Below are 14,278 nucleotides of genomic sequence, written 5' to 3'. Positions count from 1 at the left end.
GCGCGCGCTCTGATTGTGCACCGATTAAGCTGAGGGCAAGCTGATTTGCTTGATAGCGCTCGTGAAACCGGGGTATATCCGAAGACGACGCGCATTCGCCGCCCGGCTGTGAGACGGCTGCGCGCAAAGGGATTGAGAAACATGCAGAATTGGGTCAGCAGCTTGGCAGCCGGTGTCGCGGGTGCGGCTCTATTGGCTAGCGGGGCGCTCGCGCAGGATGAGGCCGCACCGGCCCCGGCGCAGTCCGCCGAAGGCCAGCAACAGACCGAAACGCCTGCTGATGCCAGCTTCGATGAAGCGTTCCCGCGCATGGTTTCCGAGCCTCTGATCCAAGGCGACCTCGCGCCTCCCGGTCCGATGGTTCAGGAATGGGAGGTCAGTCAGGTCAACGCCCTGATCGACGTGATAGAGGGTATCGGGGCCGAGGGACTGGAACCTGCCGAATACAATCTGACCCAGCTCAAGGCGCTCGTCGGGCAAGGCCGCTCGGAAACGCTCGATGCGACTGCGTCGGAGAGCTTTGTCTGGCTGGTCGAAGATCTGCGCGATGGGCGCACGCCGATGTCTGCGCGTGTGCAATGGTTCGTCGTCGATCCCGACCGCGACACATATCGCACCGGCGATCTGCTGACCGAAGCTCTCGAAACGGGCGATGTCGCGGGCGTGCTGGCCAAGCTGAACCCCACCCACCCGGACTATGCGCGCCTTCGCGAAGAACTGGCGGTGACGCCTGCGGATGAGACCGGTAAGCGCAAGCTGATCCGCGCCAATATGGACCGCTGGCGCTGGCTCGCGCGCGATCTTGGCACGCAATACCTCATCACCAACGTGCCCGAATTTCAGCTTCGCCTGACCGTGCGCGACCGCATCATCAGCACCTATCGCACGGTTGTCGGCAAGCCGGGTCGTACCGCTACCCCGCAGCTTGCAGAGATGGTGGAAGGCGTCGTCTTCAATCCCACCTGGACAGTGCCGCAATCAATCGTGAAGGGCGAAGGGCTCGGCGAACGCGTGCTCGGCAATCCGGGCTGGGCGCGCGCCAACGGCTATACGGCCACGCGTGGCAGCAATGGATGGATCACGGTTGTCCAGCAGCCGGGGCCTGGAAATTCGCTTGGCCGCATGAAGCTGGAAATGCCGAACCCGCACGCGATTTTCTTCCACGACACCCCGTCGCGGCACCTGTTCGCGAACGCCAACCGCGCTCTGTCGCATGGCTGCATCCGCACCGAACGCGCGCTTGAGCTGGCGATCACGATGGCAATCCTTGGCAAGGGCGCGACCCGTGACGAGGCGGTCGAAATCGCGACCTCGGGCAAGTATACGAAGGTGATGATCGAAAAGCAGCTTCCTGCCTACATCACCTATTTCACCATGGGCGTCGATATCGAGGGCGAGCTTCGCACCTTCGACGACATCTATGGACGTGATGCACCCGTTCTCGCCAGCCTCGACAAACCGCGCGAAGCGAACCGATCGGGCGAGAGCGACGATGAAGTCATCGTGATCGAGAACGATCCGCGCGGCGAGGCTTAGTAGACACCCGGATTATACCGCTGGGTCAGGTTCGGCTTGGCGGGCTGAAGCACCGCCAGCTGCTGTTCGCGTGACAGCATCGCGCCATCTGCCTGAAGCCCGATGCTGTCGGCGTATAGCAGTCGTCCGCCTGACAGGTTCATCAGCGCATAGCGGAAATCGTCCTGCCCGAAGGCAAAGCAACCGTTCGAGCGGCCAAGACGACCCCAGCGATCGACATGCGAGGGTTCCGCATAATCGGCGCGGTGCATCACGATGTAGCGGCGCAGCGCCGCATCGTTGGTCGGATCGAGCCCGCCGAGGCGCACAGAGGTGCCATAGCGGCCCTGATACCATTCCCACGTCACATATGCGCCCTTGCTCGTCGCGTTGGAGCCTTCGACATTGGAATAGCTGTTGAGCCAGCCATCATGTTCAGGGTCGGAGCCTGCGCCGTGGCTGCAATGGGCAACGCTCACTTCCTCGCGGTCCAGATTGACGAAGTAGAAGCGCGGCTTGGCCGAGTGCACGCCGAAATCGGCGATACCGACGATGTCGCGCCTCCAGATCGCATCGCCAGCCCGGTCAAGCTCGCGCTTGGCGATGTCGAAAAGCGCGCGGTCGCGCTGGTTACCGGCACGAGGCTGCGCGGCGAGTTTGGCAGGCAGGCCGGGCAGGGCCATGGCGGCACCGGCGACAAGGCCGGATTTGATGAGATCGCGGCGGTTCATATCAACACTACTCATACCTCAAACATGAGGTTCCCGTGAATGCCTTTTGTTAACTCGCTTCGTGAAGCGCCTTTGCCTTCATGCCGAGCTGGATGATGCCGGGCATGTTCGCTTGTATTGCGGGGGCGACTTTCGACAGTTCGGCAAGGCGCGGATCGCCCTTTGCGATCATCTCTGCCACGGCGGGTCCGGTCGGATGAAGACGGCTTTTCGCATTGAACGCATTGGTCTTTTCGTTGTTCGACAAGATCGCGGTGCTCATCAGGTTCGCCATCACCGCATATGGGTACGTGTCGGTCGCATCGGTTAGCGGGGCCGGCGGGCACAGTGCGTTGCGTTTCTCGTCGGTCTCGAAATTGGCTTCGAGAAAGGCTGCGAGCGACGCGCTGTAAGGTACGAACGGCGTCTGCGCCAATTGCAAGGTTACAAGGTCGCCTTCGAAGAAGGGGCGCTGGTTGTCGCGCTGTTCGAAGGGGACTGCCGTAGCGGTGCAGTTGATGAAGATCGTGTCTTCGGGCAGTTCGATCCGGTCATCGCCCAGAACCATGGCCTGCGGTTCGAGCGCGGTGACATGGCGGCCGCGATGGACATTTGTGATCTGGCGCAGCAGCGCAATTTCGGCTTCCGAGATGACCGCATAGTGGAACATCTTGGGCGTAACCTCCGGGTCGATCCGCAGCATCGTGCCGCGCTCGCCAAGCTTCGCGAACATCTCGTCGCCGGTCTCGGACGATGCCGCGCATTCGGCGAGGTCGACTTGAAAGCGGATGAGGTCCTCGATATGGTGCTTGGCCGGTTGCAGCAGCTTGCGGTTGAACATCCAGCTGTCGCGCGGGCGCACCCAGTCGATCCGGTCAGGCGAGACACCCGCTTCGAGCAGCCAGACCGCTGTGTCCATCGCCGTCTTGCCCCCGCCGATCACGACGTAGTGCTGCGGCAGGTTCTGCGTGTCTTTCCAGAGGCCCGGCAAATCGCCCGGAATCGCAAAGCGCGTCCCCTCCGCGATGTCGAAGGCGGGTTTGTGCGTTGCCGGAACGCTGGTCTTGAACCATGTCGCATCGACCAGTTTGCGGCGAACATCGAATGCGATCTCTTCACCTGACAGGATGTGCCGCGCCGTGTGGGTGCTTGCGTCCTTGCCGATATACTCGGTCAGCGAATGGTAGGCGACGCGTCCGCTGGGGATCAGGCGTTCGCTCATCAGCTTCGAATAGTAGGCGAGGATCTCCGAGTGCTTCGCCAGCGGGTACATGCCGGCATTGTGGCCGTGCGTGTCGACCCGGTCGGGGCAGAGCTCCATCGAATTGACGCCGTAGGTCGCGCTCGGTTGGTGCAGGGTCACGAAGGAATAGGCGTCGTTCCAATGGCCGCCGGGGGCCACGTGCTTGTCGATGATCGTGATGTGGCAGTCGGGGTCCTCGTCGATCAGCGTGTCAGCAAAGGCGAGGCCGACTGCGCCTGCTCCGATGATGAGGTAGTCGGTTGCTTGGCTGCTCATCTGTATCTCTCGCCCCTCGCTTGCAATTGCGCCGTCGCCGTCTAGCACCGATGCGGCGCCAGCGTCACTTGCGTATTTTCGTCAGCCATTGCGAGCATCGAGCGCGCATGACGAGCAGCAACGACGCGCTGGTCATCGCCATACCCGCCGCCGAGAGCCGAAGCGATCGCGAGGCCGCGCCTGCGCGCCTCTCGCACGACGAAGCGGTCGCGCTGCATAAGCCCTTCATCGGTCAGGGCGAGCCTTCCCAGCTTGTCCTCGACATGGGGATCGACGCCTGCCTGGTAGAAGACGAAGTCGGGCGCGAAGCTGTCGATAATGCCTGGCAGATGCCTGTCGAGCGTTTCCATGTAGCCATCATCATCGGTCCCGTCAGGCAGGCCGATATCGAGGGTGGAGCGCGCCTTTCGCACCGGGAAGTTCTTCTCGGCATGGACGGAGAGCGTGAACACGTCCTCTCGCCCGGCCAGCAGGCTTGCGGTTCCGTCCCCCTGATGGACGTCGAGATCGACGATCAGGACCCGCGCCGCGTCGCCTTGTGCAATCAGGCGGTTGGTGGCGACGGCTAGGTCGTTGAAAACGCAGTAGCCTGCGCCCGTATCGCCCAGTGCATGGTGGCTGCCCGCCGCGCTGTTGGCGGCATAGCCATGCTGCATGGCAAGCTGCGCTGCGAGCCACGTCCCGCCATTGGTGTGCCGAACCCGGTCACGGATGCGCGTCGTCACCGGAAAGCCGATGCGGCGCTCTTTTGCGCGGGGAACCTGAGCATTGAAGACCTCATCGACGTAAGCGGGATCGTGCACCGCTTCGAGCCATTCGCGCGGGCAGGGATCGGGTGCGTGTTCGGTAATCGGCGCGCCCGATCCACGCAGTTCTTCCATTACGAGGTAGTACTTGTCGAAGTTGAACGACCCGCTTGCCGGACGCGGGACCATGTAGTCGGCGTGGTGGACGACGTGAAGCATCAGATGGCAGCTGTGTGTTCGAGGGCGATCTTGCAACCCAGCGCGATCAGGATCAGGCCTCCGCATATCTCCGCCGGTCGACCGAACCGCTCGCCTGCTATCTTGCCCAGCTGCACCGCGGCCAGCGAAAGCGCCAGCGTCGCGCCAGCGATCAACGCGACCGTGATCGGCGGATCAAGTGCGATTTCGGGCAGCGCCACTCCGGCGGCAAGCGCGTCGATCGACGTGGCGAGCGCTGCTCCAAGCAACGCGGCGACGCCCATGAGCGGGCGCGCCTCGTCCTCTCCTCCGCCCCGCAGCATGAGGCCTCCGATGATGACCAGCAAGGCGAAGGCGATCCAGTGGAATAGGCCCCCGGCCCACACCAGCGCCGCTTCGCCAAGCGCCCAACCGAGCGCGGCCATCGCGCCTTGCGCAAAGCCGAAGACCAGCGCGATCCTGAGGGCCGGGCCGATATCGGGACGGAACCGCGCCCCTTGGGCAAGCGCCACCGCGAAAGCATCCATTGCCAGCGCGACGGCGAGCAGCAGCGCCTCAATCACGATCGGGCCGTCTGGCTATCCCGCAAGGCTCGCCAGCTCGTCGTAAATGGCGTCTTCGCTGCGGCTCGCTGCGTTGCGCCAGGTCGTTGCCGTGTCGGCATTCACCAGCGTGCCGTCTGCGGTCAGCACCAGCACGTTGGGCGTACCGGGCAGATCGTCGAGGCCAAAGCGCTGCGCGATGTGCAGATTGTGTCCGTCGCCTTGCTGAGGCATTCCGATATTGACGAAGACCAGCTCGTATTGCTCGTCCACTAGCGGGCCGATCCGCTCGCTAGTCAGCCATCCGGCGAGCGCGCGGCTGTCGTGGCACCAGTTCGCGCCCATCACCAGCAGAACGCGTTTGTCATTGTCCAAAGCCCGCGCAAGTGCCGCATCGACATCGCCCATCGCGTTCTGGGATACGGCGTAGGAACGCGCCTCAGGGTAATCGTGAGCGGCATGACCGCCGGTGTCGGCGACGGTCGCGCAGCCGGTGACCAGCAATGCAGCGGCAAGGCCTGCAAGGATCGGCTTGATCATGCGTGGTTACTCGTCGGCTTGGACTTCGGTGGCATGCGGGTCGAAGGCGACCTCCTCGCCTGCTTCGATCCTCGCGGCCTTTTCCTCGACGAGGCGAACGATGTGGTCGAGCATGTCCTCGTCCTCGATCGTGTGCGCCTTGACGCCCGAGAGGTAGACCATGTGCTTGCCAGAGCCTCCGCCGGTAAGACCGATATCGGTCTCGCGCGCCTCGCCCGGTCCGTTGACGACGCAGCCGAGCACGCTGAGGCTCATCGGCGTCTTGATGTGCTCAAGCCGCTTTTCCAGCGTTTCGACCGTGCGGATGACGTCGAAGCCCTGACGCGAGCAGCTGGGGCACGAGACCACGCGAACTCCGCGCGTGCGAATGCCCAATGCCTTCAGCATTTCGTAGCCGACCTTCACCTCTTCCTCCGGCTCGGCAGAGAGCGAGACGCGGATCGTGTCGCCGATCCCCGCCCACAGCAGCGATCCCATGCCGATGGAGGACTTGACCGTCCCGCCAATCAACCCGCCCGCTTCGGTGATGCCAAGGTGAAGTGGGCAATCGACCGCGTCGGCAAGGCCGTGATAGGCGGCGACCGCGAGGAACACGTCGCTGGCTTTCACCGCCACCTTGAACTCGTGGAAGTCGTGATCCTGCAACAGCTTGATATGGTCGAGCGCGCTTTCGATCAGCGCTTCGGGGCAAGGCTCACCGTACTTCTCAAGCAGGTCCTTTTCCAGGCTGCCTGCATTCACGCCGATGCGGATCGCGCAGCCATTGGCCTTTGCGGCGCGGACGACCTCGGCGACCCTGTCGGAACCTCCGATATTGCCGGGATTGATGCGCAGGCATGCCGCCCCTGCATCGGCGGCTTCGAGAGCGCGCTTGTAGTGGAAGTGGATGTCGGCAACGACCGGGATGTTCGCCGCGCGCGTGATCAGCGGCATGGCGGCGGTCGCCTCTTCTGTCGGGCACGAGACGCGGATGATGTCGCATCCCACATCCTCGCAGCGGCGGATCTGGTCGATCGTTGCGGCGGCGTCTTCTGTCGGCGTGTTGGTCATCGTCTGCACCGTGATCGGCGCATCGCCGCCAACCGGCACATTGCCGACCATGATCTGGCGGCATTCGCGCCGTTCAACCGTTCGCCAGGGGCGGATTGCGTTCATCTAACTGACCTGATTCCTGAAAGTGGACCGCATGTTACACGGTCCAGGGGAAAATAGCATATGTGTCACCTTAGCCGACCAAAGTGTCACCTTTGGCGCTGTTCGCATCACCATATGGCGGCGGTTTTGCAGATTTGCGACCCTTTGCATGACCGGCACACAATAACACCCCGGCGCGATGTAGGAAACGCGCCGGGGTGCCCTGTCTTGTTATCTGTGTCTTGTCGTCTGTCCGATCTACCAGCGGATCAGCGGTGGCACCACGAGGCGGGCGACCACCGCCGAGATCGCGACCGGCAGGACATGGACGATACCCACATGCGAGAGCGTGTCGAGCGGGCAGGTAATCCCGTAAGCCAGCGACCCGAGCGACCCGGCGGCAAGGCCGGTAAGCCAGCTTGCACGCTCTATCGAAACGGGCGCTCCCTGGCGCAGGAACATCACCGCCGCGGTCGCAACCAGCAGACCGGCGCTGAAACCGTACGCTGCGCATTCGAAATACCACAGGACCGGGTCGGCAAAGGCGCTCGCCGAATGATCGTGCGTCGCCTCGATAGAGAACATCGTCAGCAGCGCTGCGACCGGCATCACGGCCAGCATCGCCGCGCTCCAGAACGGCGCATTGGCGCGCGTTCCAACGCGGGGCAGGGCCGAGGCGACTAGAGCGGACGTGCTTGCCGCGCCCAGCACCATGAGCAGGCCATTGGTGATCCAGAAGAAGCCAGACGCCTCGCCCGACACCATACCGGTCCAGAATTCGAAGATCGCAATCGAGACAATCGCGGCAACGATCGTCGCAAAGCCGATCAGCATCGCGCCGTTGGCGGGCTTCACGCGCTTTACCGGGGTCACGTCTTCGGTAAGGGATGCGATCAGGGCCTCGCGGTCCATGCGGGGGGATGAGGGGGTTTCGTTATTCATTTCAATCGGCTTTCTCGACCAAGGCGGCCAGTTTCTTGAGGCCGCGATGGATATTCACTTTCACCAGGCTTTCGCTCTGCCCGGTTTTTTCGGCGGCTTCGCGGATCGACAGGCCGCTTATCTTGACCAGTTCGATCGCTTCGGCCTGCTTGTCGGGAAGCTGGCCGAACAGACGGTCGAGGCTGACGCGGGCGAGGACCACTTCTTCCTCGCTGTCTTCTACCGCGTCGTCTTCGAACAGTTCCTTCGCATCGTGCTTGTAGACCTTGCGCAGGTGATCGACCCAGCGATAGCGCGCAATGGCTGCAAGCCACGGCAGGAAGGGGCGTGACGGGTCCCAGGTCGCGCGCTTGGTGTAGAACGCGATCAATACATCCTGAACGAGGTCGTCGATCGAATGCGGCGGGACCCGGCGTTTGAAGTAACGATCGAGCCATACGCCCACCTCGGTAAGCAGCACGTTGGTTGCGGCCTTGTCGCCGTCCTGCGCTGCCACCATGAGGCGGGCGAATGTTGGTTCATCGGCAACCATGGCGATCCCCTCCCAAAGTCCGCGAGGGACCTTAGGCCAGACGGGGCTCCGCGCCACCCGATTTTTGCGTGCCGGTAAACCGGCCGATCAGGGCATCGAGCGAGAAGAGGCCGGGGCCACGGCTGATGATGATGGCTGCAAGCGCCAGAACGGTCAGATCCCATCCGAAGAAGTGCGCCCAGGTCGGGAACACGAAAATCTGGATGACCAGCGCCATCACGGCAAGCGCAGCAGCGGAAAAGCGGCTGGCAAGACCAATCAGGAGCAGGATCGGGAACGCGAATTCTGCATAAACGGTCAGCGGCACGGCGAGATCGGGGGAGATCGGCAGGCCGGTGAACTCGTTGGCAAAGATGAAGTATTGCGTCTCGTCGATTTGCAGCAGGCTGCCTTCAACGACCTTGGTTTGATAGGACCGCCAGAAAATCCCGGCGAGCGCAACGCGGCTCATGAGAAGCGCGAAGCTTTCGACGAACGTGCCCGAAAGGGCGCCGGTCAATCGGTTCCATGCTGATGTGATGCTGTTCATGATTATGTCCTCCTGAAACCTGAGCAGGCGACCGAAATTTGCCTGAACGGCCGCCTGATCAGTTTGTATGTGGCCAAGCCGCGGGGGTTAACGATCAATCGGGGTCAGCGAGCCTTTGCCCTTGGGCGTCTCGATGGTGGTGCAGGTGCCCTTGTCGACATAGACCCAGGCATTGCCCTGGTAATCGCGGGTCGAGGTTCCGGCGCAGCTGGTGCCCGGACCTGCGGCGCAGTCATTCTTGCCTGCAAGCGCAACGCCGTAGCATTTTTCCTTGGCGCCCTGTGCAGCGACCGGGGTGGTGGCAAGACCGGCGGTGATCCCGGCGGTAAGGGCGAGACCGGCGAGGGCGGTGATCGATTTCTTGTTCATGGCAATTCTCCAAACTCTACTAAACTAGCGTACCGCGATCTTGCGGGACTGCCCTGTCATTCGCGCTGGCCCGGTGGGCGGTTACAAGGTTCGCAAAAAAACTGGATTTGAGCATTCGCGAACCCGCCCCTCTATTAAGGAGTGTAACAATGGCGCGAATGCCAGCGAACCGGGAGGCGACGGCAGCACGAATTGTCTGCTAAGGAGGATGTCATGCCCACCAGCCACGACCCTATCGCGCCCTTCGGCGGCTTCGGCCTTGGCCTCAGGCGCACACATTACGACGACTTTCTGGGAGGCCCCGGGTACGAAAACGACGTGCCGGTCGATTTTGTCGAGGTCATTTCCGAAAACTACATGGTCGAAGGCGGACGCCAGCTGCGCGTGCTGGAACAGGTGCGCGAGCGGCTGCCGGTGATCCTGCACGGCGTTTCGATGTCGATCGGTTCGGCGCGCGGGCTGGATGAGGAATACCTTGCGACCCTCAGGCGGCTGGAGCAGCGGATCGACCCCTTGTGGGTTTCGGACCACCTGTGCTGGACCCGCACGAGCGCGCACAATTCGCACGACCTCTTGCCGATGCCGCTGACCGAGGAAGCGCTTTCTGCGGTCTGCGCCAATATCGACCGGGCGCAAGACGCGCTGGGCCGCGCGATGCTGTTCGAGAACCCGTCGAGCTACCTCACTTTCCCGGAGGATGAACTTACCGAGTGGGAATTTCTGACTGAGATGACACGGCGAACCGGGTGCTACCTGCTGCTCGACGTCAACAATATCTATGTGAGCGCGCGCAATCATGGCTTTTCGGCTGAGGAATACCTCGCCGGACTGCCGCTAGACCGGGTGCGCCAAATCCATCTTGCGGGGCATGATCCGGCCACCGAGGAACGCGACATCATCATCGACACCCATGACCGCGAGGTCGCCGATGGCGTGTGGGACCTTTACGCAAAAGCCATCGCCATGCTGCCGCAGCCGGTTGCCACCATGATCGAACGCGACGGCAATATCCCGCCCTTGGCCGACCTGCTGACCGAACTCGACCGAGCGCGCGGGATTGCGCGCGAGGCACTCGTCCCGGCATGACCGATCTGGCTGACCGGCAGGAGGCATTCCTCAAAGCGATCCTCGATGACCGCGCCGCGCTCCCCGAAGGCTGGGGCAACCGGCAGGCGGCGGGCATGGCGGTCTATCGCGGCAACTATCGCTCTGCGCTGATGGGCGCGCTTGAAGAAACCTTCGAGCGCACGCGGGCCTATGTGGGCGAGGGACCGTTCAAACAGGTCGCCATGCATCACGCGATAAAGCACCCCCCGGCTGGCTGGACTATTGACGAGGCAGGGGCAGGCTTTGACGCCACCTGTGCTGAATTGTTCGCCCAGAACCCCGAAGTCGCCGAACTCGCATGGCTCGAATGGACCATGATGGAAGTCGGCACCGCGCCTGACAGCGAGCCTGTCACCACCGAAGCCTTTGCCAAGGCGAGCGCGGGGTTCGGCGATGAGGACTGGGGCGCGCTCACGCTGACTTTCCAACCGCGCAGCACCGTCCGGCTCGTTGATTATGACCTTGAGACCATGTGGCGCGCGCTATCAGGCGACAGCGGCGACCGCCCGGAAATCAGGCTCGCCGACCCGCAAGCCTGCATCGTCTGGCGCGAGGGTGACCGGCCCACCTTCATCCTTGCCGAAAGCGACCATGCAGACGCCATCGCCGCGATGCAGGGCGGGGCGAGTTACGGCGACCTCATTGCCGCGCTGCTTGGCGATATTGACCCCACACAAGAAGGCGTTCAGACCGCCGCGATGCGTGCAGGCACGATGCTTGGGCGCTGGCTTCAGGAAGGGCTCATCACCGGGATTGGCCGCCCGGTTGCTTGACACGCGGTCAGCGTGCGGCACTCTCTTGCGCCTGAGGAGAGAGACATGCTGACCGACACATCCATCGAACTGCGCAGCGCCAGGCCCAGCTTCCTGATGCGCGCGATCAAATGGCTGATGGCGAAGCGCAAGCCGGTCTTCCCGCACATCGCTGACGCGTTCGAGGACTACATGGCGAAGCGCCCGCTTCCCAACGACGCGTCGATGCCTGCCCAGTTGAAGCAAAAGCACAATGTGATCCACTGGACCGCTGCGAACAATCCGGTTGTCACGGTCCACCCCAAGTCCGGGCCGGGCGAGTGGCACATGCTCTACTTCCACGGCGGCGGTTTTGTGTTGCCGATGTTCAAGGAGCACTGGCCGCTGATCGAGGCGATGGTTGATATATGCGGGATCAGCGTCACCGTGCCGCTTTATCCGGTGGTACCTGAAAATTCGTGGGAAGCGCAGGATGCTGTCGCCGATGCGACGTTTGCCAAGCTTGCAGAGGATCACGATCCGGCCAAGATCATCCTCAACGGGGACAGCGCGGGCGGACATATGGCTTTGAGCCTCGCATTGCGGCTGGCCAAAGCCGACGGGCCGCAGCCGGGCAAGCTTGCGCTGTTTGCACCTTGGCTCGACGTGACGATGGCCGACCCGGCAATCGAAGCGGTCGAGCCGCACGACATCATGCTCAAGATCGGCACCTTGCGATCATGCGGGAAGATGTTCGCCGGGACACGCGATCCGGGCAGCGCTGAATGCAGCCCGCTCTACGCGTCAAAAGAGGACCTCGCACAGCTGCCGCCGACGCGCATCTGGACTGGGCGGCACGACCTTTTCATCATCGACAGCCGTACCTTCACCAGCAAGCTGCGCGATGCGGGTATCGATGCAAAGCTCTACGAATACGAGGCAGCGCCGCACGTCTTCATGGCAATCGTCCCCACGCGCGAGGCGAAGGACACGCTGGCGCTGCTGAAGGACTTTATCGAGGAATAGGTCAGGCGAAGGTTACGCCGGTCATCTCTTCGGACATCGCCCAAAGTTTTTCCGCGACTGCGGTGTCGAGCGCGTAGGTGCGAACCCCGCCATTCGACGATGTATCGTCGACTTCAGCGACATGGCAATCCTCACAATAGAGCCCGCCCTTGCCTTCAAGCTCCTCGGCAGTTGCAGCCCACGTCTGCGTCGCCGCGCCCTGCGGGATCGTCTTCCATTCGTAGTTCGGGTCGTTGGTCTTGATGCGCTCAACCAGTGCTTCGGTTTCTTCCTCCGACATGTGTCGGCCGAGGTTGGTCTGGATGCCGCCGGGATGCACCGCAAAGGAGTGGATACCCTTGTCAGCGAAGCGCTTTTCAAGGCCGACGGTGAACAAAATGTTGGCGGTCTTTGACCGGCCATAGCTGAGGAACGGCTGGTATTCGGTTTTCTCGAAATTCGGATCATCGAGATCGACCGGCGCGATGTGATGGCCGCGGCTCGACAGGTTGACGATCCGCCCACTGCCCTTGGTGCCCGTGCCCGCCTCGACCAGCGGCATGAGGTGCTTTGTCAGCGCAAAGTGGCCCAGATGATTGGTGCCAAGCTGCATTTCGAACCCGTCGGCTGTGTGCATCTTGGGGCAGGCCATCACGCCCGCATTGTTGATAAGAAGGTCGATCTTGTCGAAACGTTCATTCGCCTCCGCACCCGCTGCATGGACGCTGTCGAGCGAGGCGAGATCGCAGGTGATCGTCTCCAGCTGCGCGTCCGGCACATCGCCCTTGATCGCGGAGACGGCTTCATCAAGCTTGGCCTGATCGCGCCCGGCAAGGATCACGTGAGCACCCTTGGCCGCCATCGCCCGGCCTGTCTCCAACCCGAGTCCCGAATTGCCTCCGGTGATGAAGACGGTCTTGCCCGACAGGTCCTTGCCTTCGAGCACTTGATCTGCGGTGGTGTCGTGACCGAACTCGCTCAATTCGCTTCTCCCAAATCTAATGTTGGTGTGATGCGCAGGTTTGGGCTAGCCATGCAAGCCATGAAGAACGCTCTGTTTGTCGCCGCGAGTGCGGCTCTCGTCGCCCTTGCTCCCACCCACGCCTTTGCCGAGGCGCATGAGGATGCACAGGCGCCCAAATGGTCAATCGCGATCCATGGCGGCGCAGGCACGCTCAGCCCCGACAGCATGACGCCCGAACGCCGCGCCGAATACGAAGCGGCCTTGCAGGAAGCGCTTGATGCAGGCGCTAAAATTCTTGCCGAAGGCGGCAGCGCGATGGAGGCGATCCAGGCGGCGATCATTCCGATGGAAGACAATCCGCTGTTCAACGCAGGGCGCGGAGCGGTGTTCACGTGGGAGGGCGAGAACGAGCTCGACGCCTCGATCATGGACGGACGCGACCGCAGCGCTGGCGCGGTGACCGGCGTTACCACAGTGCGCAACCCGATCCTGCTCGCTGACCGCGTGCGCACCGACAGCCCGCACGTCTTCCTGATGGGTGAAGGCGCGGAGCAGTTCGCGCTCGAACGCGGTTTTGAGGTTACGCCTGCCGAATGGTTCGCGACCGAGGCACGGCGACAGTCGCTTGAGCGGATGAAAGCGAATGCGATGAGCGCGCTCGATGTCGATCACAAATTCGGCACGGTGGGTGCGGTGGCACTCGACATGGAGGGCAACCTCGCAGCTGGCACGTCAACCGGCGGCATGACCGGCAAGCGCTGGGGCCGCATCGGCGATGCCCCCGTAGTTGGCGCGGGGACTTACGCGGACAACCGAAGCTGCGCGCTCTCTGCGACCGGTTGGGGTGAATACTTCATTCGCGTCGGGGTCGCGCAGGAGATTTGCACCCGACTTAGAATTCACCGTGAAATGCACGCGGAACATGCGCCAACCGGCGCTGCTTTAGCGAGCTGGCGTGACGCTTTCAGCAATTCCGTTCGCGCGCACGACCAGTCCATCGCCGATGAAGTCATGGCCGAGGTCAAGGAACTGGGCGGCGATGGCGGGATCATCCTCGTCACGCCGGAAGGCCACGCGCTCTACAGCTTCAACACAACCGGCATGTATCGCGGCCGCGCTACCAGCGATGGGATGAACGAAGTGGCGATCTTTGGCGGCGAGGATACGGGGTCAGGCCACACTCCGGACCATTAAA

16 protein-coding genes are annotated in these 14,278 nt (G+C 62.6%); 5 read left to right on the top strand and 11 right to left on the bottom strand.

The features are described 5' to 3' along the window. Positions 1 to 141: 141 nt before the first annotated feature. A complete protein-coding gene (locus CD351_RS15485; protein ID WP_111993463.1) occupies positions 142 to 1,536 on the top strand; it encodes a L,D-transpeptidase family protein in 1,395 nt (464 codons plus the stop codon). Here the strand turns inward: CD351_RS15485 and CD351_RS15480 are convergent. The 10 genes from CD351_RS15480 to CD351_RS15435 all read right to left on the bottom strand — a co-directional run bounded on the left by CD351_RS15480 (position 1,533) and on the right by CD351_RS15435 (position 9,276). Then, the gene (locus CD351_RS15480) at positions 1,533 to 2,246 is read right to left on the bottom strand and encodes a murein L,D-transpeptidase catalytic domain-containing protein (RefSeq protein ID WP_111993462.1); all 714 of its coding nucleotides are present in this window, start codon (positions 2,244 to 2,246) and stop codon (positions 1,533 to 1,535) included. The two genes, CD351_RS15485 and CD351_RS15480, sit on opposite strands and share 4 nt — an antisense overlap. Positions 2,247 to 2,295: 49 nt before the next feature. Further along, positions 2,296 to 3,744 carry an NAD(P)-binding protein gene (locus CD351_RS15475; RefSeq protein WP_111993461.1) on the bottom strand — a complete coding sequence of 483 codons (1,449 nt, stop codon included), beginning with the start codon at positions 3,742 to 3,744 and terminating at the stop codon, positions 2,296 to 2,298. Positions 3,745 to 3,785: 41 nt separating this feature from the next. Further along, positions 3,786 to 4,709 carry a histone deacetylase gene (locus tag CD351_RS15470; protein ID WP_111993460.1) on the bottom strand — a complete coding sequence of 308 codons (924 nt, stop codon included), beginning with the start codon at positions 4,707 to 4,709 and terminating at the stop codon, positions 3,786 to 3,788. Continuing rightward, positions 4,709 to 5,251, bottom strand: coding sequence for a manganese efflux pump (locus CD351_RS15465; RefSeq protein ID WP_111993459.1), 543 nt, complete (start codon positions 5,249 to 5,251; stop codon positions 4,709 to 4,711). Before CD351_RS15465 ends, CD351_RS15470 begins: the two co-directional genes overlap by 1 nt. A gap of 15 nt (positions 5,252 to 5,266) precedes the next feature. Next, positions 5,267 to 5,770, bottom strand: coding sequence for a thioredoxin family protein (locus CD351_RS15460; RefSeq protein ID WP_111993458.1), 504 nt, complete (start codon positions 5,768 to 5,770; stop codon positions 5,267 to 5,269). A 6-nt stretch (positions 5,771 to 5,776) separates the two neighbouring features. Next, positions 5,777 to 6,925: a flavodoxin-dependent (E)-4-hydroxy-3-methylbut-2-enyl-diphosphate synthase gene (gene ispG / locus CD351_RS15455; protein ID WP_111993457.1), complete on the bottom strand. Its 1,149-nt coding sequence runs from the start codon at positions 6,923 to 6,925 to the stop codon at positions 5,777 to 5,779. A 237-nt stretch (positions 6,926 to 7,162) separates the two neighbouring features. Next, a complete protein-coding gene (locus CD351_RS15450) occupies positions 7,163 to 7,846 on the bottom strand; it encodes an NrsF family protein (protein ID WP_111993456.1) in 684 nt (227 codons plus the stop codon). Between the two features lies 1 nt (position 7,847). Further along, positions 7,848 to 8,378 carry a sigma-70 family RNA polymerase sigma factor gene (locus CD351_RS15445; RefSeq protein WP_111993455.1) on the bottom strand — a complete coding sequence of 177 codons (531 nt, stop codon included), beginning with the start codon at positions 8,376 to 8,378 and terminating at the stop codon, positions 7,848 to 7,850. Between the two features lie 31 nt (positions 8,379 to 8,409). Further along, a complete protein-coding gene (locus CD351_RS15440) occupies positions 8,410 to 8,907 on the bottom strand; it encodes a DoxX family protein (RefSeq protein ID WP_111993454.1) in 498 nt (165 codons plus the stop codon). Positions 8,908 to 8,994: 87 nt separating this feature from the next. Beyond that, the gene (locus CD351_RS15435) at positions 8,995 to 9,276 is read right to left on the bottom strand and encodes a DUF2282 domain-containing protein (protein ID WP_111993453.1); all 282 of its coding nucleotides are present in this window, start codon (positions 9,274 to 9,276) and stop codon (positions 8,995 to 8,997) included. Between the two features lie 213 nt (positions 9,277 to 9,489). On the opposite strand from CD351_RS15435, the gene CD351_RS15430 reads away from it, so the two are divergent. The 3 genes from CD351_RS15430 to CD351_RS15420 are packed head-to-tail and all read left to right on the top strand — an operon-like array spanning position 9,490 to position 12,140. Then, positions 9,490 to 10,362 carry a DUF692 domain-containing protein gene (locus CD351_RS15430; RefSeq protein WP_111993452.1) on the top strand — a complete coding sequence of 291 codons (873 nt, stop codon included), beginning with the start codon at positions 9,490 to 9,492 and terminating at the stop codon, positions 10,360 to 10,362. Then, positions 10,359 to 11,156, top strand: a complete 798-nt coding sequence (locus CD351_RS15425; protein WP_111993451.1) for a DNA-binding domain-containing protein — start codon at positions 10,359 to 10,361, stop codon at positions 11,154 to 11,156. The genes CD351_RS15430 and CD351_RS15425 overlap by 4 nt, the downstream gene beginning before the upstream one ends. Before the next feature lie 45 nt (positions 11,157 to 11,201). Further along, positions 11,202 to 12,140, top strand: a complete 939-nt coding sequence (locus CD351_RS15420) for an alpha/beta hydrolase (protein WP_111993450.1) — start codon at positions 11,202 to 11,204, stop codon at positions 12,138 to 12,140. Between the two features lies 1 nt (position 12,141). On the opposite strand, the gene CD351_RS15415 is transcribed toward CD351_RS15420, so the two are convergent. Next, positions 12,142 to 13,101: an SDR family NAD(P)-dependent oxidoreductase gene (locus tag CD351_RS15415; protein WP_111993449.1), complete on the bottom strand. Its 960-nt coding sequence runs from the start codon at positions 13,099 to 13,101 to the stop codon at positions 12,142 to 12,144. A gap of 60 nt (positions 13,102 to 13,161) precedes the next feature. Between CD351_RS15415 and CD351_RS15410 the strand changes: the two genes are divergently transcribed. Further along, positions 13,162 to 14,277 carry an isoaspartyl peptidase/L-asparaginase family protein gene (locus tag CD351_RS15410; RefSeq protein ID WP_111993448.1) on the top strand — a complete coding sequence of 372 codons (1,116 nt, stop codon included), beginning with the start codon at positions 13,162 to 13,164 and terminating at the stop codon, positions 14,275 to 14,277. Position 14,278: the final 1 nt, after the last annotated feature.

It is taken from the genome of Erythrobacter sp. KY5, assembly GCF_003264115.1.
GTDB lineage: Bacteria > Pseudomonadota > Alphaproteobacteria > Sphingomonadales > Sphingomonadaceae > Erythrobacter.
Note: the sequence above shows the minus strand (reverse complement) of the source record. Positions and strands in the feature narration are given on the sequence as shown.